27 protein-coding genes and 2 tRNA genes are annotated in these 25,752 nt (G+C 61.2%); 8 read left to right on the forward strand and 21 right to left on the reverse strand.

Going from position 1 to position 25,752, the window contains the following annotated elements:
* Positions 1–90 precede the first annotated feature (90 nt).
* A complete protein-coding gene (gene grxD / locus BM408_RS08940) occupies positions 91–420 on the forward strand; it encodes a Grx4 family monothiol glutaredoxin (RefSeq protein ID WP_092129106.1) in 330 nt (109 codons plus the stop codon).
* A gap of 47 nt (positions 421–467) precedes the next feature.
* Here the strand turns inward: grxD and BM408_RS08945 are convergent, their stop codons facing one another.
* From BM408_RS08945 to BM408_RS08985, 9 genes are all read right to left on the reverse strand, one after another.
* Positions 468–752 (reverse strand): hypothetical protein, encoded by a 285-nt coding sequence (locus BM408_RS08945; RefSeq protein WP_092129108.1) that lies wholly within the window; start codon positions 750–752, stop codon positions 468–470.
* A gap of 129 nt (positions 753–881) precedes the next feature.
* A complete protein-coding gene (locus BM408_RS08950; RefSeq protein ID WP_092129522.1) occupies positions 882–1,088 on the reverse strand; it encodes a DNA gyrase inhibitor YacG in 207 nt (68 codons plus the stop codon).
* A gap of 60 nt (positions 1,089–1,148) precedes the next feature.
* Complete coding sequence (gene zapD / locus BM408_RS08955) at positions 1,149–1,904, reverse strand: cell division protein ZapD (RefSeq protein WP_092129524.1); 756 nt, start codon at positions 1,902–1,904, stop codon at positions 1,149–1,151.
* Between the two features lie 43 nt (positions 1,905–1,947).
* Entirely contained in the window at positions 1,948–2,559 is a 612-nt protein-coding gene (gene coaE, locus BM408_RS08960) for a dephospho-CoA kinase (RefSeq protein WP_092129526.1), read from the reverse strand.
* Between the two features lie 4 nt (positions 2,560–2,563).
* Positions 2,564–3,415, reverse strand: coding sequence for a prepilin peptidase (locus tag BM408_RS08965; protein WP_092129110.1), 852 nt, complete (start codon positions 3,413–3,415; stop codon positions 2,564–2,566).
* A complete protein-coding gene (locus BM408_RS08970; RefSeq protein WP_092129112.1) occupies positions 3,415–4,632 on the reverse strand; it encodes a type II secretion system F family protein in 1,218 nt (405 codons plus the stop codon). Before BM408_RS08970 ends, BM408_RS08965 begins: the two co-directional genes overlap by 1 nt.
* Before the next feature lie 84 nt (positions 4,633–4,716).
* Positions 4,717–6,447, reverse strand: a complete 1,731-nt coding sequence (pilB, locus tag BM408_RS08975; protein ID WP_092129114.1) for a type IV-A pilus assembly ATPase PilB — start codon at positions 6,445–6,447, stop codon at positions 4,717–4,719.
* 139 nt (positions 6,448–6,586) lie between these two features.
* A tRNA-Pro gene (locus tag BM408_RS08980) sits at positions 6,587–6,663 on the reverse strand.
* A 17-nt stretch (positions 6,664–6,680) separates the two neighbouring features.
* The gene (locus tag BM408_RS08985) at positions 6,681–7,664 is read right to left on the reverse strand and encodes a polyprenyl synthetase family protein (RefSeq protein ID WP_092129116.1); all 984 of its coding nucleotides are present in this window, start codon (positions 7,662–7,664) and stop codon (positions 6,681–6,683) included.
* Between the two features lie 185 nt (positions 7,665–7,849).
* On the opposite strand from BM408_RS08985, the gene rplU reads away from it, so the two are divergent.
* The 4 genes from rplU (at position 7,850) to proB (ending at position 10,898) form a co-directional block, all read left to right on the forward strand.
* Positions 7,850–8,161, forward strand: coding sequence for a 50S ribosomal protein L21 (gene rplU, locus BM408_RS08990; RefSeq protein WP_007868028.1), 312 nt, complete (start codon positions 7,850–7,852; stop codon positions 8,159–8,161).
* 27 nt (positions 8,162–8,188) lie between these two features.
* On the forward strand, positions 8,189–8,446 hold the full coding sequence (rpmA, locus tag BM408_RS08995; protein ID WP_092129118.1) for a 50S ribosomal protein L27: 258 nt from the start codon (positions 8,189–8,191) through the stop codon (positions 8,444–8,446).
* Positions 8,447–8,564: 118 nt separating this feature from the next.
* Positions 8,565–9,650, forward strand: coding sequence for an Obg family GTPase CgtA (gene cgtA / locus BM408_RS09000; RefSeq protein WP_092129120.1), 1,086 nt, complete (start codon positions 8,565–8,567; stop codon positions 9,648–9,650).
* A gap of 111 nt (positions 9,651–9,761) precedes the next feature.
* Positions 9,762–10,898 carry a glutamate 5-kinase gene (gene proB / locus BM408_RS09005; RefSeq protein ID WP_092129122.1) on the forward strand — a complete coding sequence of 379 codons (1,137 nt, stop codon included), beginning with the start codon at positions 9,762–9,764 and terminating at the stop codon, positions 10,896–10,898.
* A gap of 33 nt (positions 10,899–10,931) precedes the next feature.
* Here proB and BM408_RS09010 read toward each other — a convergent pair whose 3' ends face one another.
* Both BM408_RS09010 and BM408_RS09015 read right to left on the reverse strand, forming a co-directional pair.
* On the reverse strand, positions 10,932–11,453 hold the full coding sequence (locus tag BM408_RS09010) for a CNP1-like family protein (RefSeq protein ID WP_092129124.1): 522 nt from the start codon (positions 11,451–11,453) through the stop codon (positions 10,932–10,934).
* Positions 11,450–12,151: an RNA pyrophosphohydrolase gene (locus BM408_RS09015; RefSeq protein ID WP_092129126.1), complete on the reverse strand. Its 702-nt coding sequence runs from the start codon at positions 12,149–12,151 to the stop codon at positions 11,450–11,452. Before BM408_RS09015 ends, BM408_RS09010 begins: the two co-directional genes overlap by 4 nt.
* Before the next feature lie 172 nt (positions 12,152–12,323).
* On the opposite strand from BM408_RS09015, the gene BM408_RS09020 reads away from it, so the two are divergent.
* The gene (locus BM408_RS09020; RefSeq protein ID WP_092129128.1) at positions 12,324–14,066 is read left to right on the forward strand and encodes a proline--tRNA ligase; all 1,743 of its coding nucleotides are present in this window, start codon (positions 12,324–12,326) and stop codon (positions 14,064–14,066) included.
* 25 nt (positions 14,067–14,091) lie between these two features.
* Positions 14,092–14,742 (forward strand): lytic transglycosylase domain-containing protein, encoded by a 651-nt coding sequence (locus BM408_RS09025; RefSeq protein ID WP_092129528.1) that lies wholly within the window; start codon positions 14,092–14,094, stop codon positions 14,740–14,742.
* A 20-nt stretch (positions 14,743–14,762) separates the two neighbouring features.
* On the opposite strand, the gene BM408_RS09030 is transcribed toward BM408_RS09025, so the two are convergent.
* The 5 genes from BM408_RS09030 to BM408_RS09050 form a co-directional block, all read right to left on the reverse strand.
* Positions 14,763–15,224 carry an NUDIX domain-containing protein gene (locus BM408_RS09030; protein WP_092129130.1) on the reverse strand — a complete coding sequence of 154 codons (462 nt, stop codon included), beginning with the start codon at positions 15,222–15,224 and terminating at the stop codon, positions 14,763–14,765.
* Positions 15,221–16,186, reverse strand: coding sequence for an ATP-binding protein (locus BM408_RS09035; protein WP_092129132.1), 966 nt, complete (start codon positions 16,184–16,186; stop codon positions 15,221–15,223). The genes BM408_RS09030 and BM408_RS09035 overlap by 4 nt, the downstream gene beginning before the upstream one ends.
* 14 nt (positions 16,187–16,200) lie before the next feature.
* Positions 16,201–17,442, reverse strand: coding sequence for a bifunctional glutamate N-acetyltransferase/amino-acid acetyltransferase ArgJ (gene argJ, locus BM408_RS09040; protein WP_092129134.1), 1,242 nt, complete (start codon positions 17,440–17,442; stop codon positions 16,201–16,203).
* 56 nt (positions 17,443–17,498) lie between these two features.
* On the reverse strand, positions 17,499–20,264 hold the full coding sequence (gene secA / locus BM408_RS09045) for a preprotein translocase subunit SecA (RefSeq protein WP_092129136.1): 2,766 nt from the start codon (positions 20,262–20,264) through the stop codon (positions 17,499–17,501).
* A 232-nt stretch (positions 20,265–20,496) separates the two neighbouring features.
* Entirely contained in the window at positions 20,497–21,480 is a 984-nt protein-coding gene (locus BM408_RS09050) for a M23 family metallopeptidase (RefSeq protein WP_092129138.1), read from the reverse strand.
* A gap of 51 nt (positions 21,481–21,531) precedes the next feature.
* Between BM408_RS09050 and BM408_RS09055 the strand changes: the two genes are divergently transcribed.
* On the forward strand, positions 21,532–21,849 hold the full coding sequence (locus BM408_RS09055; protein WP_092129530.1) for a hypothetical protein: 318 nt from the start codon (positions 21,532–21,534) through the stop codon (positions 21,847–21,849).
* A 122-nt stretch (positions 21,850–21,971) separates the two neighbouring features.
* Here BM408_RS09055 and BM408_RS09060 read toward each other — a convergent pair.
* The 5 genes from BM408_RS09060 to BM408_RS09080 all read right to left on the reverse strand — a co-directional run bounded on the left by BM408_RS09060 (position 21,972) and on the right by BM408_RS09080 (position 25,678).
* Positions 21,972–22,047 (reverse strand) — tRNA-Thr (locus BM408_RS09060).
* A gap of 14 nt (positions 22,048–22,061) precedes the next feature.
* Entirely contained in the window at positions 22,062–22,622 is a 561-nt protein-coding gene (locus tag BM408_RS09065; RefSeq protein WP_092129140.1) for a ClpXP protease specificity-enhancing factor, read from the reverse strand.
* 42 nt (positions 22,623–22,664) lie between these two features.
* Positions 22,665–23,276, reverse strand: a complete 612-nt coding sequence (locus BM408_RS09070) for a glutathione S-transferase N-terminal domain-containing protein (protein ID WP_007868077.1) — start codon at positions 23,274–23,276, stop codon at positions 22,665–22,667.
* Positions 23,277–23,364: 88 nt separating this feature from the next.
* Positions 23,365–24,120, reverse strand: coding sequence for a cytochrome c1 (locus BM408_RS09075; protein ID WP_092129142.1), 756 nt, complete (start codon positions 24,118–24,120; stop codon positions 23,365–23,367).
* Positions 24,121–24,136: 16 nt separating this feature from the next.
* Positions 24,137–25,678: a cytochrome b gene (locus BM408_RS09080; RefSeq protein WP_092129144.1), complete on the reverse strand. Its 1,542-nt coding sequence runs from the start codon at positions 25,676–25,678 to the stop codon at positions 24,137–24,139.
* Positions 25,679–25,752: the final 74 nt, after the last annotated feature.

Genomic DNA, 25,752 nt, shown 5'->3' on the forward strand with positions numbered 1-25,752 from the left:
CATTTAACTGAAATATGAAATGTCCCGGCTGAAAATTCTCAGCCCGGCATGGCCTTCCGGCCCACCCCAGGATTCCTAAAGGACTTCATCATGAGCAACACCGACCCTACCCAGCAACGCATCGCCGAAATCGTCAAATCCAGCGACGTTGTCCTCTTCATGAAGGGCACGGCCCAATTCCCCATGTGCGGCTTTTCAGGCCGCGCCATCCAGGTGCTCAAGGCCTGCGGTATCAACAAGCCCGCCACCGTGAACGTGCTGGAAGACGAGGAAATCCGCCACGGCATCAAGGAATTCAGCAACTGGCCGACGATTCCCCAGCTCTATGTGAAGGGCGAATTCATCGGCGGTTCGGACATCATGATGGAGATGTACCAAAGCGGTGAACTCCAGCAAGTGCTGGGCGCCACCGCCAGCTGAAGCCGCGCACCGGGCCCTGCCACAGTGCCGGTCAGCCCCGGAGCCGGTCAGTTCGTGTAGCCCGCGCAGGCGCCCGCGTTCACGCCGCCCTTGCATTCCCGCTTGAGCCGGGCGCTGCGCTGGGCGGGCGTTTCTTCGGAACCGCGGATGAATTTGACCTTGCCGCCGGTACCCGCAGCGCCGGCTTTTTCGGATTTGGCTTTGGTCTTTTTCGATTTTGGTTTGGCGGGTTTGTCGCTATCCGGCGCCGCTTGAGCCAAGGTACTGCCGCCCAGCAAAACGGCGGCCGCCAGCAGGGCCAGCACAGGCCCCTTGAAGAACTTTGCGTTCATTTTTGATCCTCCCTCTTCACTTTTCACTCATCACTCTCTTCACTCTCACATACGCCCTCGCGCCCTCACGCGATGACGCTCCCCAAGCCTGCCGGATGCGGGGACGCCGCTTGTCCGGCAAGCCAATTCTTATTGCAGTTTCGGATCTCCAAACACCTCATCGTCGGGCGGCGTATCGGCCGGCAGACGAAAGCCTTCACTGGCCCAGGCGCCCAGATCGATGTTCTTGCAGCGCTCGCTGCAGAAGGGGCGAAAGGGGTTGCTGGGTGCGTAAATGCTCTCGCCGCCGCAGCCGGGGCATACCACCAGCTTGACGGGAGAAGAGTCTTTTTTCATGACGGGCATGGCTTCAGGCGGTTCTGAATAAATCAACCAGGTCGGAAGGCGCGGTCAGGATCAGGAGCAGAGTGTCAGCTCGAACGCCGAATCCTCGGTGCTGGCGTGCAGCCGATCATCGCTTTCATGGCGCATGAGGCGCACCGAGACAATCAGCCGGTTGCCGCTGATTTCCGGAATCAGCCCCAGCGTGGGGTCAATCCGCAGGCGCAGCAGCTGAAAGGTGCGCCCCTGAGGCAGCGTCTGCTGGTATTGCCCGGCCGGCGCCACGACTTTTTGCGGCGCGCCGGAGTCGCGCAGCAAAGTCAGCAGCACACGAATCGACTCGGCCAGAGGCACCAGTGGGGTGATCCAGCGCTGCAGGTCCTGTTTGCGCGTCGCGGCATCCAGTTGCTGCCACGCAAAATACGCCGGCAAATCAAATTCACAGGTGCCCCCCGGAATACCGACGCGGCTGCGGATGCTCATCAGCCAATCGTTTTCTGTGAGCGACTGGCCGGCCTTGCCCGGCAGGCTGTTCAGGGCCGAAAAGCAGCCTTCGAGCTGGCCGGTGACCTCGTCAAGAACCGCCTCGGAAATGGCCGGGTTGCCGCGGTAGCCGTTGAGAACATGTTTTTGTTTCTCAAGATCCTTGAGCACGTCGGTTTTCAGGTCCGCCCGGGCGCCCACGTCCATGATCTCGAAAATGGTCGTGATGCCGTAATGATGATCAGTCGGCGTGTCGCGCTCCACCAGCTCGCCAAGGCGGCGAAACAGGTGCTCCAGTCGCAAATAGGTGCGTATGCGTTCGTTAAAGGGATACTCGTAAAGAATCACAGCGCTATTTTCGTCGGCTTCAATGGAGGTGTGTGTCTGTGCATCATAGCCCGAAGCGCCCGGCCAGCCGGCGGACTTCGGCATCAAGGGCGTCCAGGGAAACCCCATCGTTATAAAGGCAAATGTCTGCTGCCGCCACACGCTGGCTGCGACTGGCCTGTCCTGCCAGGATTTTCTCCACAACATCCCGGGGCCAGCCATTACGGGCCATGACACGGTCGATTTGGGTGGCTTCGCTGCAATCGACGACCAGCACCTGGTCCAGTTGCTGCCGCCAGCGCCCGGACTCCACGAGCAAAGGGATGTCAAAAACGACGCAGCGCTTGCCGGCGCCCGCGGCTTGTTCGTACTGCCGCAATGTTTCGAGACCCACCAAAGGGTGAACAATGGATTCCAGGCGGCGCCTGGCGCCCGGGTCATCAAACGCGAGCTGCCGCATACGCTCCCGGTCCATGGCGCCGTCGGCCGCGACGAGGTGTGAGCCGAATTGCGCAGCAATCTCCGGTATGGCGGCGCCACCAGCGGCGGTAACCGCCCGCGAAATCGCATCCGCATCCACCAGGGCCGCCCCACAAGCCACCAGCGTTCGGGCGACCGTGCTCTTTCCGCTCCCTATTCCGCCCGTCAGGCCGATACGCAAGGCCGTACCGCGCATGGCATCAGAGACCGGCAAACCGCAGAATCGACTGGGGCCCAAAAATCATGGCGGTAAAGCCTGCACCCGCCAGGAACGGACCAAATGGGACGTAGCCGCCCTCTCGCAGTTTGCTGGAGAACTTGAGCGCAATGCCAATCACGGCGCCTATCACCGACGCCATCAAAATGATGGGGACCAGCGCAGGCCACCCAAACCAGGCACCCAGCGCGGCGAACAATTTGAAGTCCCCGTAGCCCATACCCTCTTTGCCGGTCGCGAGCTTGAAAGCCCAGTACACCAGCCAGAGAGAGAGGTAGCCTGCAACCGCACCCCACAATGCCGTGGACAGATTGACCGCAGGGTTCCACTGCAACGCGGCGACGATCAGGCCGGCCCACAGCAAGGGCAAGGTGATGTCGTCCGGCAGCAAGGTCGTGTCCCAGTCAATCATGGCCAGCGCAAGCAGCGCCGCAGAAAAGCCGCACCATGCCAGCGCCGTCAGTGACCAACCCCAGCGCCATACGCAAAAAAAGAACAAAGCACCCGTGACGGCCTCTATGACGGGATAACGCAAGCCATAAGACGCGCCGCAAACCGAGCACTTGCCCTTGAGAAACAGGTAACTGGCGACTGGAATGTTTTCATACCAGGCAATGACATGACCGCAGCTGGAGCAGCGCGAACGCGGCACCAGTAAATTGAATTTTTCAGCGGGCTCCTGGGGAGTGTCCGTCAGTTCGGCGCATTCCTGCGCCCATTGGCGCTCCATCATCTTCGGCAGCCGGTAAATGACGACGTTCAGGAAGCTTCCGAACAACAGGCCAAAAAAACCGGCCAGCAACGCATCAAACGCCGGCCCGAAACCAGTCCCCATCAGACGACTTGACCCAGCTTGAAAATAGGCAAGTACATGGAGACCACAATCCCGCCGATCAGTGATCCCAGGATCACAATGATGATGGGCTCCATCAGGCTCGAAAGCCCGGCCACCATCTCATCGACCTCGGCCTCATAAAAGTCGGCAGCCTTGCCCAGCATGTGATCGATGGAGCCGGACTCCTCGCCGATGGCGCACATCTGAAGCACCATGGAAGGGAAGATGTTGGCATTGGTCATGGCAGCGGTCAGGCTGGTTCCGGTGGAAACCTCTTGCTGGATTTTTTCGGTGGCATCCGCAAACAGCGAGTTACCGGATGCACCGCCGACAGAGTCCAGCGCTTCGACAAGCGGCACACCGGCCGCGAACATGGTGGCCAGCGTACGCGTCCAGCGTGCAATACACGACTTCTCAATCAAGGCGCCAAACACGGGTATCTTGAGCAGGACCCGGTCCATGAACTTTTGCATTTTCTCGCTTCGCTTCCAGGCCTGGAAGAAGAAGTAGAGTCCGCCGCCGATACCGCCAAAAATCAACCACCAGTAGGCAACGAAAAATTCGCTGATCGCAATAACGACCAGCGTGGGGCCCGGCAAATCCGCGCCGAATGAAGAGAAAACCGTCTTGAACGCCGGAATCACAAAAATCATGATCACGGCAACCACCACAAATGCGACCACCATCACCGAAATGGGGTACATCAAAGCCGACTTGATCTTCGACTTGATCGCTTCGGTCTTTTCCATGTAAGTCGCAAGCCGGTCCAGCAGCGACTCCAGAATACCGGCCGCCTCACCGGCTTCGACGAGGTTGCAATACAGCGCATTGAAATACAGCGGGAACTTGCGGAAGGCTGCACTCAGGGAAGTACCGGTTTCCACGTCGGTACGCACATCATTGAGCAGTTTGGTCACGCTGGCATTGGGGTTGCCGCGGCCCACAATATCAAACGCCTGCAGAAGCGGCACACCGGCCTTCATCATCGTGGCCAGCTGGCGGGTAAAAATGGCAATGTCCTTGGGCTTGATGGACTTGCCGGCGCGCATCTTGCGCTTCTTGATCTTGGTGGGTAACACGCCCTGCCGGCGCAACGATGACTTGACCTGGTTCTCGCCGGCGGCCCGGATTTCACCGCGGACTTGCTTGCCGCCCCGGTCTTTGCCCTCCCACTCGAAAACAAATTCCTTGATGCCCTTGGATACTGCAGTTGCCATGATGCTTTCTCGTTGTATGGACAGCCTCAGCGCGCGCCGTCAGTCCGGTCGCGCCGCCATGTACCGGCTTCTGAATGCCTCGGTTTACACATTGGTGCAGCCCAGAATCTCTTCCAGCGAAGTCAGGCCGAGTTTAACTTTGGACAAACCCGACACCCGAAGGCTTTTCACGCCTTCGGCCTCCGCCTGGGCTGCAATTTCCAGGGCGCTACCGTCGCGAAGGACGATACGCTGAATCTCCTCGGAAATGGGCATGACCTGATAAACACCGACCCGGCCTTTGTAACCATTCGTACACATTGAGCAACCGACCGGCCGGTAAGGCGTCCACGAACCATCTACGTCTTCTTCCTTGAAGCCCGCGTCAAGCAGGGTCTCACGCGGGATGTCCGCTGGGGTTTTGCAGTTGACGCACAGGCGCCGCGCCAGTCGCTGGGCGGTGATCAGAATCACGCTGGAAGCGATATTAAAAGGCGCAATGCCCATGTTGCGCATACGCGTCAATGTGGTCGGCGCATCGTTGGTGTGCAGCGTCGACATGACCATATGCCCGGTTTGCGCGGCCTTGATCGCAATGTCGGCCGTTTCAAGGTCGCGAATCTCACCGACCATGATGATGTCGGGATCCTGCCGCAAAAACGCCTTGAGCGCGACCGAGAAGGTCATGCCGGCCTTGTCGTTCATGCTGACCTGGTTGACGCCCGGCAAGGTGATTTCGGCCGGGTCTTCCGCGGTAGCGATATTGACGCCCGGCTTGTTCAGAATATTCAGGCAGGTGTAAAGAGACACCGTTTTGCCCGAACCAGTCGGGCCGGTCACGAGCACCATGCCATAGGGTCGCTGGATGGCGTGCAGCAGGCGCTCTTTTTCAACGGCCTCGTAACCCAGCGCGTCAATACCGAGTTTGGCGCTGCTCGGGTCAAGAATACGGATAACGATTTTTTCGCCGTACATGGTCGGCAAGGTGCTCACCCGGAAATCGATGACCCGGTCCGGACCGATCTTGAGCTTCATCTTGCCGTCCTGCGGCACGCGCTTTTCCGAGATGTCCAGCTTTGAGATCACCTTGATGCGCGCTGCCAGCTTGTCTTTGATGGCGACGGGCGGCGACGCAATTTCCCGCAGCTCGCCGTCAACCCGGAAGCGGACGCGGTAGGTGTGCTCAAACGGTTCGAAATGCAGGTCCGACGCCCGCATGCTGAAGGCGTCAAGCAGCATTTTCTGCAGAAACTTGACGACCGGCGCGTCCTCAACCTCGGAAACGCTGGCTTCACTGTCTTCGGTCGTCTCGGTGCTGGCTTCGTCGAATTCGAAGTCGTCGCCGATGATGCTTTCCATGGCCTCCGCGGCCGTGGTGTTGGAAGCCTCCACCAGCTTGGACAGCTTGTCATATTCAGCAATGACCCAGTCCACCCCCATCTGGGTGGAAAACTTGATTTTTTCCGCCGCCTCCTGATCGGAGGGGTCTGCGGTCGCGGCGATCAGCCGGTTGTTGCGCTTGCTCAGGACAACGATGCGGTAAGTCGCGCAAATCTTGGCGTCGAGCAGGCCTTTGGGCAGGCGCTGCACATCGATGGCTTCCAGATCCAGCAAAGGGGCGGCAAAAGCCGTCGACATGGTGTGGGCCAAATCAAACGCAGACACCGCGCCGGAACCGGTCAATTCGGCAATAAAGCTGGTGCGGCTGCTTTGGGCCTTGCGGAAAATGTCCTCGGCGGCCTTCTGCTGCAATTTTCCGGCCATCACCAAAGCCCGGCCCAAGCCGGGTAGGGCCATGGACGGCGGTTGGTTAATAGCGGTATCGACAGCGGCCATGGTTCTCGGGGTTTAACTCAAATAGGTATCATCGCCTATAGATTCATAGGTGTAAATCGAAAACACCTGCGTCGCCCCTGGGGACGCTGGAACTGTGCGAAGAAACGCACATATCGGGCTGAAAACAGGCCAGCAGGACTGGTCGGGGTGAGAGGATTCGAACCTCCGGCCTCTACGTCCCGAACGTAGCGCTCTACCAGGCTAAGCTACACCCCGCCACCAGCAACCGGCTGTCAGGAACGCCTCTCCAGCAATTGGGAGGCCAGTTGCATCAAGGCATTACTGTAAATGTTTTGCGGCAGCAACTGCAAGGCGTTCAGTGCGCGCTGCGCTTCTACCGCCGCCGCATCCCGGGTCGCCTGCAGGGCCCCCGTATCGTGAACGATTGCAATGATGCGCGCCATCTGGTCGGTTCCGCCGGTTTCAATGGCCTGCTGGATGGTGGTGCGCTCTTCTTCGGTGCCCCGCTGCATGGCAATGATGAGCGGAAGGGTCGCCTTGCCCTCCCTAAGGTCGTCGCCCAGATTTTTCCCCATTTCCGACACGTCACCGTCGTAGTCCAGCACGTCATCGATCACCTGGAAGGCGGTGCCCAGCGCCTGGCCGTAATCCGCGCAACCTTGTTCGATCGCGGCCGGGGACTGCGCCAGCAACGCCGCCAGGCGGGCGCTCGCCTCAAACAACTTGGCCGTCTTCGACCGGATCACCCTGAGGTAGCCCTCTTCGGACAGGCCCGCGTCATGCATATTCATGAGCTGCAGCACCTCGCCCTCGGCAATCACGTTCGTTGCCTCGGCCAGGGTTTGCATGATGCGCATGTCCCCGGCCTCCACCATCATCTGGAAAGCGCGGGAATACAGAAAATCGCCCACCAGCACGCTGGCAGGGTTGCCAAAGGCCTCATTGGCGGTGGCACGCCCGCGGCGCAGGGTGGACTCGTCCACCACGTCGTCGTGCAAAAGGGTTGCGGTGTGGATGAACTCGACGACGGCTGCAAGGTTGTAGCGCTGCGCTTCCCTGTAGCCCAAAGCGCCGCACATCAGCAGCAGCAAGGCCGGCCGCAGACGCTTGCCGCCGGCCGCGACGATGTACCGGGAGACCTGGCTCACAAGCGGTACTTCGGACTTCAGGCGCAGCTCGATCACCGCGTCCATTCCCCGCATGTCGTCGGCAATCAGGGCGAGGGCTGCGGCGGTGCTTGAGGAATTGGCAGACAAAAGGCGGGTCCAGACGTAAGTTTGGGCAGATTATAGAAAGCACCCCGCCCGCCATGCCCGGCCCGGCCGGCTGATTTGGCCCGAAAAGGCCTCAAAACGGGGCTTCTGGCCAATTTGGGCCCGGCATGCTAGAATATTGGGCTCTGCGGAAATCCGTCTGCAGAACTCAAATTACGAGGTCTTACATGTACGCGGTCATAAAAACCGGTGGCAAACAATACAAGGTTGCTACTGGAGAAAAAATTAAAGTAGAACAGATTGCTGCGGACGTAGGCCAAGAGATCGTTATTGACCAGGTTTTGGCTGTCGGCACCGGCAGCTCGATCACGGTTGGTACGCCCTTGGTGTCCGGCGCCACTGTTACAGTCACTGTCCTTTCGCAAGGTAGGCACGACAAGGTTCGCATTTTCAAAATGCGCCGTCGCAAGCACTATCAAAAGCGCCAAGGCCACCGTCAAAACTACACGGAACTGCAAATCGGCGCTATCGCCGGCTGAGCAGGGACGTACCAGGAGTAACGAAAAATGGCACAGAAAAAAGGCGGCGGCTCTACGCGAAACGGGCGTGATTCACAGCCCAAAATGCTTGGCGTGAAGAAATTTGGCGGCGAAGTCATCAACGCAGGCAGCATCATCGTTCGCCAGCGCGGCACCAAGTTCCATCCAGGCGTCAATGTCGGCATCGGCAAGGACCACACCCTGTTTGCACTGGTTGACGGCTCGGTCTCGTTTTCGACCAAAGGCGCGCTGAACAAGCACACCGTGAATGTGACCCCGGCCTAAGCTGATCACTTCGGCAAGTCACTTCGACTGAAACGAAGCCCCGACCTGTCGGGGCTTTTTTATTTGTAAACTTGATCTCCGGCCTCTGCCGCACACGCTTTAACCGCAGCACTCCATCATGAAATTTGTTGACGAAGCCTTTATTGACATTGCCGCAGGCGATGGCGGGAGTGGCTGCGTCTCGTTCAGCCACGAAAAATACAAAGAGTTCGGCGGCCCCAATGGCGGCGACGGCGGGCGCGGCGGCCATGTGTATGCGGTGGCAGACATCAACCTGAACACCCTGGTGGATTTCCGCTTCTCGCGCCGCCATGAGGCCCGCAACGGCCAGCACGGTATGGGCTCGGACATGTTCGGCGCCAAGGGCGACGACATCATTCTCAAGATGCCGGTCGGCACCATCCTGACCGACGGCGAAACCGGGGAAGTGCTTTACGAGCTGCTGGTTCCCGGTGAACAGGTGCTGATCGCCAAAGGCGGTGACGGCGGCTTCGGCAACCTGCGCTTTAAAAGCTCCACCAACCGCGCGCCGCGCAGCAAGACACCCGGCTGGCCCGGCGAGCGCAAAAGCCTGAAGCTTGAGCTGAAAGTGCTGGCCGACGTCGGCCTGCTGGGCATGCCCAATGCCGGCAAATCCACTTTTATCTCGGCGGTGTCCAACGCCCGCCCCCGCATCGCTGACTATCCTTTCACCACACTGCACCCCAATCTGGGTGTGGTGCGCGTCGGCCCGGAGCAAAGCTTTGTGGTGGCCGACCTGCCGGGCCTGATCGAAGGCGCCTCTGAAGGCGCCGGCCTGGGCCACCTTTTCCTGCGGCATCTGCAGCGCACACGCCTGCTGCTGCACATTGTGGACCTGGCCCCTTTCGACGAGGGTGTGGACCCTGTCGCGCAAGCCAAGGCCATCGTGGGTGAACTCAAGAAATACGACGAGGCGCTCTACGAAAAACCGCGCTGGCTGGTGCTCAACAAGCTGGATATGGTGGACGCCGAAAAGCGCGCGGCCATCGTCAAGGATTTCGTCAAACGCTTCAAATTCAAGGGCCCGGTGTTCGAGATTTCGGCGCTGACGCGCGAAGGCTGCGAGCACCTGATCAAGACGATCTACCAGCACGTCAAGCAGGTTCAGAAAAGCGAGCAACCCGTGGAGGAAGTCGATCCGCGCTTCGCCCCGTTGCCCCCAGAGCCGCCCGAATCGTCCTGACGCCTTTGTTTTTGGCCAAATCCACGGGCAGGCGCACAGCGGCGCCTGCTATAGAAAAAATAGCTACTTACCCTCGTATTCATTGGGCTAGAGCCTGAAAAGTACCTCAACATGCAAGAAAAAACAGGCTCCCCCATCCTGCGCAACGCCAAACGCATTGTGGTCAAGGTGGGTTCCAGCCTGGTCACCAATGAAGGCCGCGGGCTCGATGCCGTGGCTATCGGTCAATGGTGCGAGCAGCTGGCCGCCCTCGTCAAGGACGGCCGGGAAGTCATCATGGTGAGCAGCGGCGCCATTGCCGAAGGCATGAAGCGCCTGAACTGGACCACGCGGCCCAAGGCCATTCACGAGTTGCAGGCCGCCGCTGCGGTGGGCCAAATGGGCCTGGTCCAGGTCTATGAAACCAAGCTGCGCGAGAACGGCATCGGCAGCGCCCAGGTCCTGCTGACGCACGCCGACCTGGCCGACCGCGAGCGCTACCTCAACGCGCGCTCCACCCTGTTGGCCCTGCTGCAACTCGGCGTGGTGCCCGTCATCAATGAGAACGACACGGTCGTCAACGACGAGATCAAATTCGGCGACAACGACACCCTGGGCGCGCTCGTCGCCAACCTGGTGGAGGCCGACGCGCTGGTCATTCTGACCGACCAGAAAGGCCTCTACACCGCCGACCCGCGCAAAGACCCAGCTGCGCAGTTTGTGCACGAGGCCAAAGCCGGCGACGCGGCCCTGGAGGCCATGGCAGGCGGCGCGGGCTCCAGCATCGGCAAGGGCGGCATGATCACCAAAATCCTGGCGGCCAAGCGCGCCGCGGGCTCGGGCGCCTCAACCGTCATCGCGTGGGGCCGCGAGCCGCAGGCGCTGATCCGGCTGACGCAAGGCGAGCCCATCGGCACGCTGCTGGTGGCACAGACCCAGAAAATGCAGGCCCGCAAGCAGTGGATGGCCGACCACCTGCAGATGCGCGGCGCGGTCACGGTGGACGCCGGCGCCGTGGGCAAGGTGCGGGACGAAGGCAAGAGCCTGCTGCCCATCGGCATGACGGCCGTTCAGGGCGAATTTTCCCGCGGCGACGTCATCGCCGTGCGGGGCCCTGAGGGCGTGGAAATCGCCCGCGGCCTGGCCAACTATTCGAGCGCGGAGGCCCGGCTGATTTGCCGCAAGGCGTCTTCGGAGTTCGAGAAACTGCTGGGCTACACGGGCGAGCCCGAGATGGTCCACCGCACCAACCTCGTACTGACCCGCTAGCGCCTGCACAAGCGCCCAGCCAGGCCGGCCGGCTTAGTTCTCGATCCTGAAATTCGGGTTTTTCAGCCGCCTGACCAGCACATTAACCGAAGTCGCGGGGGCCGCGCTGTCGCAGGCGCCGGCGCGGGCCAGGCGCAAGGGGTGTTTGGACGGCATGTTGTCAAACATGGAGCGCCATTGCGGATTGCTCACGTTGGTCCACTTTCCATCCGACGAATAGCGGGCGTAGGTCTTGAACTCGCCGGTCGAGCAGCGAATGCCTTCATACATGACATTGCTGGCGCCGCTGGCGTTGGAAGCCACCACGACATAGCGCACGATCCCGTCTTTCTCGGAGATGCTGATGGCTGCAGGGTCCACGCCGTAGGTCAGCTGGGAATTGGGCGAAACCTCGAACGTGATCAGCTTCTTGATGTCAAACGCCGGCGGCGGTGGCGTGTCGATTTCCTTCCAGTCGGCCGGGTCCTCGAGTGCGTAAGCCTGGGCCTGGGCCGGGCTCGAAGTGTAAAGAGCCGTCAGGAATAACGAGGCCAGCAAGGCCAGTTTGAGTTTCATGATTTTGGGGAAGTGGGATCCGCATCCAGGCTGGTTTGCGGATCAGGTTCAAAAGTGGCGCCCGGCGGCAATTCAAAAGAAGCGCCGGGCCTGATCTGGGCGTGAAGAGACTCGCCCGGGGCATGGATTCCGGCCACGCCGGGCTGTCCCGCGTGGTCGCGCTGGTGCAGGCCGCCGCGCAGGTAGCGGTTGCGATGGTCCGGCCGGGCGTCATTGCGGTTGTCCACACGCGGCACAAAGCGCGACAGCTCGGTCAACGCCATTTCATACACTCCGCGCTTGAACTCCACCACCACGTCCAGCGGCACCCAGTAGTCGTTCCAGCGCCAGGCATCGAACTCGGGGTGGTCGGTTGCGCGCAGGTTCAAGTCCCAGTCGTGGCCGACCAGTTGAAGGAGAAACCAGATCTGTTTCTGGCCTTTGTAATGTCCGCGCGCATCGCGGCGGATGAACCGGTCAGGCACCTCATAGCGCAACCAGTCTCGGGTTCGGGCCAGCACATTCACATGCTGCGGCAACAGCCCCACTTCTTCATGTAACTCGCGGTACATGGCCTGCTCGGGATTTTCGCCCCGATCAATGCCACCCTGCGGAAATTGCCACGAGTGGGTACGGATACGTTTGCCCCAAAATACCTGACTTCTCTGGTTGAGCAAGATGATGCCGACGTTGGGCCTAAAGCCGTCCCGGTCAAGCATAATCAAACCTCAAATTTTTTAAACTGAGTCCATTATGCACAGCGAAGGCCCGAGCGCCAAGCGCACAGCGGACTGCAGCACCCCCATTTGATTCGTTTTCCGTTCGTTTTTCGTTCCTTTTTTACCTCTTTTCCACCTTTTTTTCCGTCCCCGGAATTCCAGAAAACCGCCCATGAAAGCCTCCCAGTTCTTCATTTCCACCCTCAAGGAAGCGCCTGCCGACGCAGAAGTCGTGAGCCACCAGCTCATGATGCGGGCGGGCATGATCAAGAAACTGGGCGCCGGCGTTTACAACTACATGCCCATGGGCCTGCGCGTGATCCGCAAGGTCGAGGCCATCGTGCGCGAGGAAATGAACCGGGCCGGCGCCGTCGAGATGACCATGCCGGTGATCCAGCCGGCCGAGCTCTGGCAGGAAACCGGCCGCTTTGAAAAAATGGGCCCCGAGCTGCTGCGCATCAAGGACCGCCACGGCCGCGACTTTGTCGTGCAGCCGACCAGCGAAGAAGTTGTCACCGACGTGATGCGCCAGGACATCAAGAGCTACAAGCAGCTGCCCAAAAACCTGTACCAGATCCAGACAAAGTTTCGCGACGAACGCCGCCCCCGCTTCGGCCTGATGCGCGGGCGCGAGTTCATCATGAAGGACGCCTACAGCTTTGACCGCGACCAGGACAGCGCCAAGGTCAGCTACCAGGTCATGGCGGCCGCCTACCGCAAGATTTTCGACCGCTTCGGCCTCACTTACCGCGCGGTTGCGGCCGACAGCGGCGCCATAGGCGGCGACCTGAGCGAAGAGTTCCAGGTCATCGCCGCAACGGGCGAAGACGCCATCGTCTACTGCCCCGGCAGCGACTACGCCGCCAACATGGAAAAAGCCGAGGCGCTGGCGCCCCAGGGCGCGCGCAAGCCGGCCTCCAAGGCCATGGCCAAAACACCCACGCCCGGCAAGGCCACCTGCGCCGATGTGGCGGAGCTGCTGGGCGTTCCGCTGCAGACCACGGTCAAGTCGCTGGTGCTGGCCACCGACGAACTCGACGAGACGGGCAAGGTCGTCAAGTCGCAGGTCTGGCTGCTGCTGCTGCGCGGTGACCACGACATGAACGAGATCAAGGTCGGCAAGGTCGAGGGCTTGGCCAACTTCCGGTTTGCGACTCTGCCCGAAATTGAAGACCACTTCGGCTGCAAGCCGGGTTACCTCGGCCCGCTGAACCTGAAAAAACCCGTCAAGCTGGTGGCCGACCGCGAAGTCGCCGCGCTGGCCGACTGGATCTGCGGCGCCAACGAAGTCGACTTTCACCTTACCGGCGTCAACTGGGGCCGTGACCTGCCAGAGCCAACGCTGGTGGCCGACATCCGTAACGTGGTGGCGGGCGACCCCTCACCCGACGGCAAAGGCGCGCTGGTCATTGAACGCGGCATCGAAGTCGGCCATGTGTTCTACCTCGGCACCAAATACAGCAAGGCGATGAACGCCACCTTCCTCGGTGAAAACGGCAAGCCGCAATTCCTGGAAATGGGCTGCTACGGCATCGGCATCACACGCCTGCCGGCCGCCGCCATTGAGCAAAACCACGACGAGCGCGGCATCATCTGGCCCGACGCCATCGCGCCGTTCACCGTGGTGCTCTGCCCCATCAGCCCTGACCGCTTCCCCGAAGTCGAGGCGGCCGCCAACAAGCTCTACGCCGAGCTGCTCGCCGCCGGCGTTGACGTGATCCTGGATGACCGCGGCGAGCGTCCCGGCGCGATGTTTGCCGACTGGGAACTGATCGGCGTGCCGCACCGCGTCACCATCGGCGACCGCGGGCTGAAAGAAGGGCAGCTGGAATACCAGCACCGCCGCGACGCGACCTCCAGCAAGATCGATGCGGCCGGCGCCTTCGACTTCCTCAAGGGAAAGCTGGCGCTTTGACCACAGCGGGCGTTTTGGCATTCGCATGGCTTTCGCAGACTCCGTGACGGCAGCAGGGCAGCTCTCCAGAAGAAAGTGTCTGCTGGCCTTGCCACTCGTGGGCGGCCAGCTACTGCTGCCCGGGCTGGCCCAGGCCGGCGCGCAGATCGAAGAACCGCTGATCGACTCGGTGCGCACCGCGCTGAGCTCGGCCGTCGCCAACCAGGCGCCGCCCATTCCCGAGTTCAGGGATACCGAAAGCCGGCTCACCTACTTGCGCTGGCTGGGCGCCATGAGCGACCGCCTCAAGAAGAAAAAACCCGAGTGGCAGATCCGCAAGGAGTTTTTGCAGACCGTCTGGTATGAAAGCAAGCGCGCCGGGCTGGACACCACGCTGGTGCTGGGCCTGATCCAGGTCGAGAGCAACTTCCGCAAATTCGCAGTCAGCAACGTCGGCGCGCGCGGCTACATGCAGGTAATGCCCTTCTGGACACGCGTGATCGGCGACGGCGACCCCGGCAAGCTGTTTCACATGCAGACCAACCTGCGCTTTGGCTGCGTGATCCTGCGCCACTACCTGGACAGGGAGCGCGGTGACCTGTTCATGGGCCTGGGCCGCTACAACGGCTCGCGCGGAAAGTCGCCCTATCCCGACGCCGTGCTGGGGGCAAGCAAAAACTGGGTATTTGCGGGCTGAAGCGGTAAAGAAGCGGCCGCTCAGCAGGTCGTGCCCGCAAAGCCACGCTCTTCGGCAAACCAGGCCAGTACCGGCACCGTGCCCGGCAAGACCGGCTGCACGCTGACCGGCAGCGACTGCCAGGCAAAAGATTGGCCTTCGTGCATTTGCAGCTCGCCGGTCCACTCAAACACCTTGCAGAAATTCAGACGCACCAGCGCGTGAGGGTAGTCGACCATCTCGACCTTCCAGGGATGTGCGGCCGCGATGGTCACGCCGATTTCTTCTTGCAGCTCGCGGCGCAGCGCGGCTTCCACGCTTTCGCCCTGCTCGAGCTTGCCGCCCGGAAACTCCCAGTAGCCTTCGTAGACCTTGCCGGACGGGCGCGATGTGAGCAGGAACTCACCGTTGGGCCGGATCAGCACGCCAACCGCGACATCGACCACCTTGCGGTCCGCGCCGCCCTCGCGCGGGCGCTCACCGTCGGCGACCAGCACGCTCATGTCGAATGGTCTGGGGCTTGGTCAGAGGGAGCCGCAGCTGCAGCGCCCGGCCGCTCGTAAGCCGCGATGGCCGGCGCCGCCACGGGACGGCTGGCACTGTCGCGGCCGGCGTAGTCGCGGGCAAACTGGTAGGCCACGCGGCCGCTGCGCGAGCCGCGCTCCAGCGCCCAGACCAGGGAGGCCGGTTTTGCCGCCGCGATCGCGTCCGGGCCCACGCCGAAAGACGACAGCCACTGCGCGACGATGGTCAGGTATTCGTCCTGGGTGAAGGGGTAGAAACTGACCCAGAGGCCGAAGCGCTCGGACAGCGAAATCTTTTCTTCCACGACTTCACCGGGGTGCACCTCGCCGTCGTCGCTGCGCGTGTAGGTGAGGTTTTCCGTCATGTACTCGGGCAGCAGGTGGCGCCGGTTGCTGGTCGCGTAGATCAGCACATTGGGCGTGGCCGCTGCGATGGAACCATCCAGGATGGATTTGAGCGCCTTGTAGCCCGGCTCGCCTTCTTCAAAACTCAGGTCGTCGCAGAAGACGATGAATTTTTCGGGCAGGCCGGACACCACGTCGACGATGTCCGGCAGGTCGGTCAGGTCGGCCTTGTCGACCTCGATCAGCCGCAGCCCGCGCGAAGAATAGGCGTTCAGGCAGGCCTTGATCAGCGAAGACTTGCCGGTGCCGCGCGCGCCTGTCAGCAGCACGTTGTTGGCAGGCTTGCCCAGCACAAACTGCTCGGTGTTGCGCTTGATCTTTTCCTTCTGGTCCTCGATTTCCTTGAGGTCGCCCAGGCTCATGTTGCCGATGTGCCGCACCGGCTCCAGCGAGCCGTGGCCGGAGCTGCGCTTGCGATAACGGTAGGCGACGGAGGCGCTCCAGTCCGGTGCGCTCAGGGGCTGCGGCAGCACGGATTCGATCCGCGCCATCAGGGACTCGACGCGGGTGATCAGGCGTTCAAACTGCTCGTTCATTTTTTCTGCGCCGCTTAACTGCGGTAATCGGCGTTGATCTTGACGTAGTCGTAGGAGAAATCACAGGTCCAGACGGTGTCGGACACCGCGCCGCGGCCCAGCACCACACGCACCGTGATTTCGCTTTGCTTCATCACGCGCTGGCCGTCGGCCTCGACATAGCCCGGGTGCCGGCCGCCGTTTTTGGCCACCAGCACGTCGTCCAGGTACAAGTCGATTTTGGTCTGGTCCAGATCGTCAATGCCGGCATAACCCACGGCGGCCAGGATGCGGCCAAGGTTGGGGTCGCTGGCGAAGAACGCGGTTTTCACCAGTGGCGAATGGGCAATGGCATAGGCCACTTTGCGGCATTCTTCGCCGGTCTTGCCGCCTTCAACCTGGATGGTCATGAATTTGGTCGCGCCTTCGCCGTCGCGCACGATGGCCTGCGCCAGCTTCTTCGCGATGTCGAGCATGGCGGCGCGCAGGGCCTGGCCGTCGGCGCTGTCCAGCGAGGTCACGGGTGCGTGTTTGGCCTTGTTGCTGGCGACCACCACAAAGGAGTCGTTGGTCGAGGTGTCACCGTCCACCGTCACGCGGTTAAAGGATCCTTCGGCCAGCTCTTTGGCCAGTTGCGCCATAAGCGGCTGGGCCACGCAGGCATCCGTCGCCATAAAGCCCAGCATGGTGGCCATGTTGGGCCGGATCATGCCCGCGCCCTTGCTGATGCCGGTGATCGTGACTTCCGCGCCTCCAAGCTTGATGCGCTTGGAAAAAGCCTTGGCCACCGTGTCGGTGGTCATGATGGCTTCAGCCGCGTTGCCCCAGTTGTCTTCCTTCGCGGCATTCAGTGCGGCCGGCAGGCCTGCCGCGATGCGGTCGTTGGGCAGCGGCTCCATGATGACGCCGGTGGAAAACGGCAGGACCTGCTCGGGCGCGAGGTCCAGCAGGCGGGCCAGCGCGATGCAGGTGGCGTGCGCGCGGCTCAGGCCGTCGTCACCGGTGCCGGCATTGGCATTGCCGGTGTTGATCACCATGGCGCGAATGCCTGCTGTCTTGCCGTCGTTTTTGGCCAGGTGCTCGCGGCAAATCTGCACGGGCGCCGCGCAAAAGCGGTTTTGCGTGAAAACCGCGCCTACCGACGCGCCTTCATCGAGCAACAGCACGGAAAGATCCTTGCGGTTGGCTTTGCGGATACCCGCTTCGGTGATGCCCCAGTGCACGCCGGGTACAGGGTAAAGGTCCGCGGCGGGTGTGGCGACCAGATTGACGGGCATGTGGTGACTCCGGAAAACCAGTGTGGATGGAGATGCGTTCGGCTCGGGGCCGGCGCTCAGTTCAGCAGGCCGTGGCAGTTCTTGTATTTTTTACCCGAACCGCAAGGGCAGGGGTCGTTGCGGCCCACGCGGGGCACGTCGCCCACCGGCACGGCAGGAGCGCGGCGCTGGGACTCTTCGTCGACAGTCGTTTCCACTTCGCCGGTTTCCGTCGGCGCGGTGTAGGTGACGTTGGTGATGTTCTCGGCGCGGCTTTCCATTTCTTCGGCCGCTTGCTCCAGCTGTTCACCCGACTGGATCTTGACCGTCATCAGCACCTTGGTGACTTCGTTTTTCACGCTGTCGAGCAACTGGCCAAAAAGTTCAAACGCTTCGCGCTTGTATTCCTGCTTGGGTTGCTTTTGCGCATAGCCACGCAGGTGAATGCCCTGGCGCAGGTAGTCCAGCGCGCTCAGGTGTTCGCGCCAGTGGCTGTCGATGCTTTGCAGCAAGACCACGCGCTCGAACTGCGTGAAGTTTTCTTCGCCGATTTTTTCGACCTTGTCGGCAAAGGCGGCGTTGGCGGCAGCGATGACCTTTTCGACCACTTCGTCGTCGGTGATGGCCGTGGCGGCATCAAGCTCCGCGCGCAGGGGGAACTCAATCTGCCATTCGTCGCGCAGCACGTTCTCCAGGCCCGCCACATCCCATTGCTCTTCGACGCTTTCGACCGGCACGTATTGGCGTGCGAGGTCTGTGAAGCAGCCTTCGCGCAGCGAGGCGATCTGCGCCTGCAGGCTGCCGGCGTCCATAATGTCGTTGCGCTGCTGGTAGATGACCTTGCGCTGATCGTTGGAGACGTCGTCGTACTCCAGCAGTTGTTTGCGGATGTCGAAGTTGCGGGCCTCGACCTTGCGCTGGGCGGATTCGATGCTGCGGGTCACAATGCCCGCCTCGATCGCCTCGCCATCGGGCATCTTGAGCCGCTCCATGATGGACTTGACGCGGTCGCCCGCGAAAATGCGCATCAGCGGATCGTCCAGGCTCAGGTAAAAGCGCGATGAGCCGGGGTCGCCCTGGCGGCCCGAGCGGCCGCGCAACTGGTTGTCGATGCGGCGTGATTCATGGCGCTCGGTCGCGATGATGCGCAAGCCGCCCAAGCTCGTGACCTGCTCGTGCTCTTCTTTCCAGACGGCGCGCAGGCGGGTGATTTCGGCTTCCTTGGCGGCGGCGTCCAGCGCCTCGTCCGCCTCAACAGCCTCGATCAGTTTTTCCACATTGCCACCCAGCACGATGTCGGTGCCGCGGCCCGCCATGTTGGTGGCGATGGTGATCATCTTCGGCCGGCCGGCCTGCGCCACGATGTCGGCTTCGCGGGCATGCTGCTTGGCGTTGAGCACCTGGTGCGGCAGGTTTTCCTTGATCAGCAGCTGGTCGATGATTTCGGAATTTTCAATCGAGGTGGTACCGACCAGCACGGGCTGGCCGCGCACATAGCATTCGCGGATGTCCCAGATGGCGGCTTCGTATTTCTCGCGCGTGGTTTTGTAGACGCGGTCCAGCTGGTCGTCGCGGCGGCTCACGCGGTTGGGCGGTATGACCGTGGTTTCGAGGCCGTAGATTTCCTGGAACTCGTAGGCTTCGGTATCGGCGGTGCCGGTCATGCCGGCCAGCTTGCCGTACAGGCGGAAATAGTTCTGGAAGGTGATGGACGCCAGGGTCTGGTTTTCAGCCTGGATCTGCACGCCTTCCTTGGCTTCGACGGCCTGGTGCAGGCCATCACTCCAGCGCCGCCCCGACATGAGGCGGCCTGTGAATTCGTCGACGATCACGACTTCGCCTTCTTGCACCACATAGTGCTGGTCGCGGTGGTACAGCAGGTTGGCGCGCAGGGCCGCATACAGGTGGTGCATCAGCGAAATATTCGCCGGGTCGTACAGTGTGGCGCCTTCGGCGATCAGGCCCAGGTTGAACAGCAGGCGCTCGGCGCTCTCGTGGCCTTGCTCGGTCAGGAAAACCTGGTGGCTTTTCTCGTCGATGGTGAAGTCACCGGGCTTGGTGACGCCCTCGCCGGTGCGCGGGTCGGCTTCACCTTCCTGGCGCGTCAGCATGGGGACGATCTTGTTCATCGCCAGGTACATCTCGGTGTGGTCTTCAGCCTGGCCGCTGATGATGAGGGGCGTGCGCGCCTCGTCGATCAGGATGGAGTCCACTTCGTCGACGATGGCGTAGTTCAGGCCACGTTGCACGCGGTCCGCCACTTCGTAGACCATGTTGTCGCGCAGGTAGTCGAAGCCGTACTCGTTGTTGGTGCCGTAGGTGATGTCGGAGCCGTAAGCAGCCTGCTTTTCCTCGCGCGACATGTTGGGCAGGTTGATGCCGACCGTCAGGCCCAGGAAGTTGTAGAGTTTGCCCATCCAGCGCGCGTCGCGGCTGGCAAGGTAGTCATTGACCGTCACCACATGCACGCCCTTGCCGGTCAGCGCATTGAGGTAGACCGGCAGCGTGGCGGTCAGGGTCTTGCCCTCACCGGTGCGCATTTCGGAAATCTTGCCGTTGTGCAGCGACATGCCGCCCAACATCTGGACGTCGAAGTGACGCATCTTCATGACGCGCTTGCTGCCCTCGCGCACCACGGCAAAGGCTTCGGGAAGGATGCTGTCCAGTTCTTCGCCCGCGGCTACGCGGTTCTTGAATTCCTGGGTTTTGGCGCGGAGCTGGTCATCGTCCAGCTTCTCGTACTCGGTTTCCAGCGCATTGATGCGTTCTACGGTTTTGCGGTAGGTTTTGAGCAGCCGGTCGTTGCGGCTGCCGAAAATTTTGGTCAGGATGTTGGAAGCCATAAATGCGAGGCCGCCTTGACCGCTCCCCTTGAGCTGGCAATGCGGCCGAAATCCCTTATTGAGTACGGAACCTAGGTGTGGGCGCTGTCAGCGAGTTCAACTGTGCGCAAACCTCTGATTTTAACTCTGCCGGGGGGCAATCGAACGGCCGCCCCGAAACGCCGGATGGGTAAAGAAAGGAAAAGCCGCGCATTGCATCAGGCCTGCGCCGGCCGGCAAAGGGCAAATAGGCCTAATGGGGGCGCGGCAGCTGGGGCAGACCGGGAACGGCCGGCTGCGGCGGGGCCGCTGCCACCGCCGGTTTCGGCAGATTGCGCCCGGCTGTCAGGAATTTCTGCGGATCCTGGAAGACGCCTTGAACCAGCACTTCGAAATGCAGGTGCGGGCCGGTAGAGCGGCCGGTGGTGCCCACCTCGGCGATCTTCTGGCCGCGCTTGACCAAGTCGCCCTTTTTCACCAGCACGCGTGAAGCGTGGGCATAGCGCGTGACGAGCTCGTTGCCATGGTCGATTTCCACCATGTTTCCATAGGCCTGGTGGTATTCCTGTGTCACCACCACACCGCCCGCGGCGGCAAGAATGGGGGTGCCCGGCTCGGAAGGGAAGTCGAGCCCGGTATGCAGGGCCGAGCGGCCGTTCATGGGGTCGATGCGCCAGCCGAAGGCCGAACCCAGATTGCCGCCGGCGACAGGTTCCTGGGTGGGGACCATCATCTTCTTGATCTTCTGGTCGAAAAGCCGGGATTCCATGACGGTCATCAGGTCGACCCGCTGGTCGGTGAGTTTGTCCAGATCGGCCAGGGTGGCCTGGAGTTCTTCCATGGTGAGGGACGGGCCCGCCACCAGCGCCCCGCCCCGGCCGGGCGTGACCTTGATCTCATTCGGGTTGACGCCCGCCAGGCCGGAGACGCGTTCGCCGAGGGCCTCGAGCTGCATCATCTTGGCCTGCATTTCCCCCACCCGCTTGGCCATGACATCGAGGTTTTCGCGCATGAAGCGGTCGCGCTGGTCAAATTCGTCCTTGACCATGAGTTTGACCAGAGCCCCGACGACCGGCCAGCCTTCGCGCGCGCCTTTGAGGAACACCCAGTGATAAAGGCCGGCAGCCACCAGCATGAGTGCCAATGCGGCGACAAAGCCCGCAAGAACCAGTTTTGTGCCGCTTAAATAGATGGCCCGGCTTTTCGCCAGCCACGCATCCGTGATAATCAAATGCACTTGTCCACCTCTTTAAAAGCTTGGGCGCACCATGTCCGCGCACCGCACATCATGACCACCGACCGGCGCCTTCCACAGGCGCTTTCTGTATACCAGGCTGCGGGAAATTCCCCCTCCCTGGCGCGGCTGACAGAGCTCGTCCAGGAATCCAGCGACAGGCTCAAGGCCATTGAATCGCTGTTGCCTGAAGCCTTGCGCCCTGCTGTCCAGGCCGGCCCCATTGACGGCGACACCTGGTGCCTGCTGGTGAGCGGCAATGCGGCCGCTGCCAAAATCCGGCAGTTACTCCCTCTTATCCAGGCCCGCCTTCTCGGCAAAGGTTGGAAGGTTACCTCAATTCGCCTGAAGATACTAATAGTCAGAAAGTAGTAGCCGCGACAGGCTTGTAAAAGCCCTCATTCGCCTGCAACAACGTATCTGCCTCATTACCCGCTACAAAATTGGTAGCGTATGGTACCCATATGGCATGGGAAAGGCAAGAATCGGATAAATGGTGCCGCTTGTCGGAATCGAACTGACGACCTACCGCTTACAAGGCGGTTGCTCTACCAACTGAGCTAAAGCGGCACGGGAAAGCTATTTTACTTGACCCGTTTCAGGGAAGGCCGTGTACGCGGCGGCTTGGGAGGCTCCGGCGGGTCCGTGCCCTCGCCGCCCTCACCCGGTGCGCTGTCGGGCACCAGTTGCATGATCTTGCCCTCGAGGCCTTCCGCCGGATTGTGCGGATGCGCCGGCGCGGCTGCCGGGGAAACTGAAGCGCCTGCTGGGGCGGAACCGCCATCACTGCCGGCTTCAGCGCCCGGAGCCGCGCCCGTAGCGGGCGTCCCCATGGGAAAAGCCATACCCTGCCCGTTTTCGCGGGCGTAAATGGCAATCACATGGCTGATCGGAACCATGATTTCCCGGGCGCTGCCGGCAAAACGCGCCTTGAACTCGATGAAATCATTGCCCAGTTTGAGCGACGAGGTCGCGTCAAAACTGATGTTGAGCACGATTTCATTGTTCTTCACGTACTCACGCGGCACCTGCACGGTGTCGTCCACCGACACGGCCACGTAAGGCGTGAAGCCGTTGTCGGTGCACCAGTCGTACAGGGCCCGTATCAGGTAGGGCCGCGTTGACGTGGAGTCCAGTGCGTTCATGAATTCAGCCAAGCTGCTTGTCCAGGAAATCGGATTCGGTGATTACTTGCGCATCACTTTCTCGGAAGGCGTCAGCGCTTCGATATAGGCTGGGCGCGAAAAAATGCGCTCTGCATACTTGAGCAGCGGTGCGGCATTCTTCGACAGGTCGATGTCGTAGTAGTCGAGGCGCCACAGCAGCGGAGCAATCGCCACGTCCAGCATGGAGAAGTTGTCGCCCAGCATGAACTTGTTCTTCAGGAAGATGGGGGCGAGTTGCGTCAGGCGGTCGCGAATGTGCGAACGGGCTTTTTCAAGCGCCTTCTCGTTGCCCTTGGAAGCGCGCGATTCCAGCGTGCTCACGTGAACGAACAGCTCTTTTTCGAAGTTCAGCAAAAAGAGGCGAACGCGTGCGCGGTCGACCGGGTCGCCAGGCATGAGTTGCGGATGCGGGAAACGCTCGTCGATGTACTCGTTGATGATGTTCGACTCGTACAGGATCAGGTCGCGCTCAACCAGGATGGGCACCTGGCCGTACGGATTCATCACATTGATGTCTTCGGGCTTGTTGTACAGGTCGACGTCGCGGATTTCGAAGTCCATGCCTTTTTCAAACAGCACAAAACGGCAGCGGTGCGAGAAGGGGCAGGTTGTGCCTGAATAAAGGACCATCATGGTGCGGAACTCCTAAATGCAAAGGAGTGGATACATATAAAAAGCATCCACTCCAGAAGGTGCCGGGAACCAGGTCCCGGCGAAAAAATTACTTGACGTCTTTCCAGAACGCCGCATTCAGGCGCCAGGCGACGAAGGTCAAGCCGAGAAGGAAAATCAGCACCCAGACACCCACACGAATACGGGTGTTTTGCGCGGGCTCAGCCATCCACTGCAGGTAACCCACGAGGTCGCCCATGGCCTGGTCGTACTGCAAGGGTGTCATGGTGCCAGGCGTGACCTGCTTCCAGCCCTTGAAGATGGACACTTTGTGGCCGTGCTCTTCTTTTTCGTCAAACACCGGTGTGCGAACACCTTGCAGTTCCCACAGCACATGCGGCATCGCCACGCTTGGGAAAGCCAGGTTGTTCCAGCCCGTGGCCTTGGTGTCGTCCGGGTAATAGGTGCGCAGGTAGGTGTAGAGGTAGTCGGCGCCCGTGCCGTTATGGCCGGCGCGCGAACGCGCGATCACGGTCAGGTCGGGCGGGTTGCCGCCGAACCAGTCTTTCGCCTGCTTGGGATCAATCGCGGCCTTCATGGTGTCGCCCACTTTTTCAGTGGTGAACAACAGGTTGTCCTTGATTTCCTGGTCAGTCAGGCCGATGTCTTTCAGGCGGTTAAAGCGCATGAAAGCCGCCGAGTGGCAGTTCAGGCAGTAATTGACGAACAGCTTGGCGCCGTTTTGCAGGGAGCCGAGGTCGTTGGTGTTGTTGGGCGCTTTGTCCCAGGCAATGCCGCCTTCGGAGGCGTGTGCACCGGCAACCAGGCCAAAAGCCGCGATCAGGGAAAAAATCAGTTTTTTCATTGTTGTTATCTCCTGCTTAGTGACCGTGGAAAACGATACGGTCCGGCGGCGTCTTGGCAGTCCCCTGACGGCTCCACCACGGCATCAAAAGGAAGAAACCAAAATAGAACAGGGTACCGAGCTGGGACACACGCTCACCGATGGCCGACGGGGGCTGGACGCCCAGGTAGCCGAGCACCAGGAAATTGACGACAAAAATGCCGTACATGTATTTGTGCCAGTCAGGGCGATAGCGGATGGACTTGACGGGGCTGTGGTCCAGCCAGGGCAGGAAGAACAGGATGATGACCGCACCACCCATCACGACCACGCCCCAGAACTTGGCGTCAATACCCTTGATCATCATGCCCCAGAGTTCACCCAGGAAAGGCACGCCGGCCAGCGGTGCGGCCAGCGCATCCAGGCCCTTGGCGATGCCGGCGCCGGCGGCTGGAACAACCAGGCCGATCCAGTTGGCGATGGAAGGCAGCAGGCCCAGCAGCAGAGCAGCGCCGACGGCGATGACCAGCACGGCAGGCTTGAAGATGCCGGAGAGTTTGCGGGCGGCAAGCACTGCGGCGACGATGGCGATGATGCCCAGGGCACCGGCCATTTCACCGGTGATGGCGCGCAGCATCGAGTAGTAAGGCGTGAAATACCAGACCGGGGCGATGTGCGCCGGCGTCTTCAGCGGATCGGCCGGGATGAAGTTGTTGTATTCGAGGAAGTAGCCGCCGAACTCGGGCGCGAAGAAGATGATCGCCGTGAAGATCATCAGGAACATGCTCACGCCGAAAATGTCGTGCACCGTGTAATACGGGTGGAAAGGAATGCCGTCCACCGGGTGGCCTGCGGCGTCCTTGGGGGCGTTCGGGCCCTTGATTTCAACGCCGTCGGGGTTGTTCGAACCCACTTCATGCAGCGCGATGATGTGCGCGGCCACCAGGCCCAGCAGCACCAGCGGCACGGCGATCACGTGGAAGGCGAAGAAGCGGTTCAGCGTGGCGTCGCCCACCACATAGTCACCGCGGATCAGCAGTGCCAGGTCGGGGCCGATGAAAGGAATCGCGGCAAAGAGGTTGACGATCACCTGGGCGCCCCAGTAGCTCATTTGGCCCCATGGCAGCAGGTAGCCCATGAAGGCTTCGGCCATCAGGCACAGGAAAATCGCGCAACCGAAGATCCAGACCAGCTCACGTGGCTTGCGGTAGCTGCCGTAGAGCAGGCCGCGGAACATGTGCAGGTAGACCACCACAAAGAAGGCGGAAGCGCCGGTGGAGTGCATGTAGCGGATCAGCCAGCCCCAGGGCACGTCGCGCATGATGTATTCGACGGAGCCGAAGGCCAGTGCGGCATCGGGCTTGTAGTTCATCGTCAGGAAGATGCCGGTCACGATCTGGATGACGAGCACCAGCATGGCGAGCGAGCCGAAGATGTACCAGAAGTTGAAGTTCTTCGGTGCGTAGTACTCGCTCATGTGCTCTTTGTAGAGCTTGCTGGCGGGGAAGCGGTTGTCGATCCAGTTCATCGCCTTGACGGCGATCGGGGCATCGGGGGAGATTTCTTTGAATTCAGCCATAACTGATCCTGGTTCGGTGGGGTTCTTTGGCAAGCGTCAGGCGCTGGCTACAAGGTCTTTTGAAGGTGCCGGGT

The sequence above is a fragment of the Polaromonas sp. YR568 genome (assembly GCF_900116715.1).
In the GTDB taxonomy this organism is placed as follows: domain Bacteria; phylum Pseudomonadota; class Gammaproteobacteria; order Burkholderiales; family Burkholderiaceae_C; genus Polaromonas.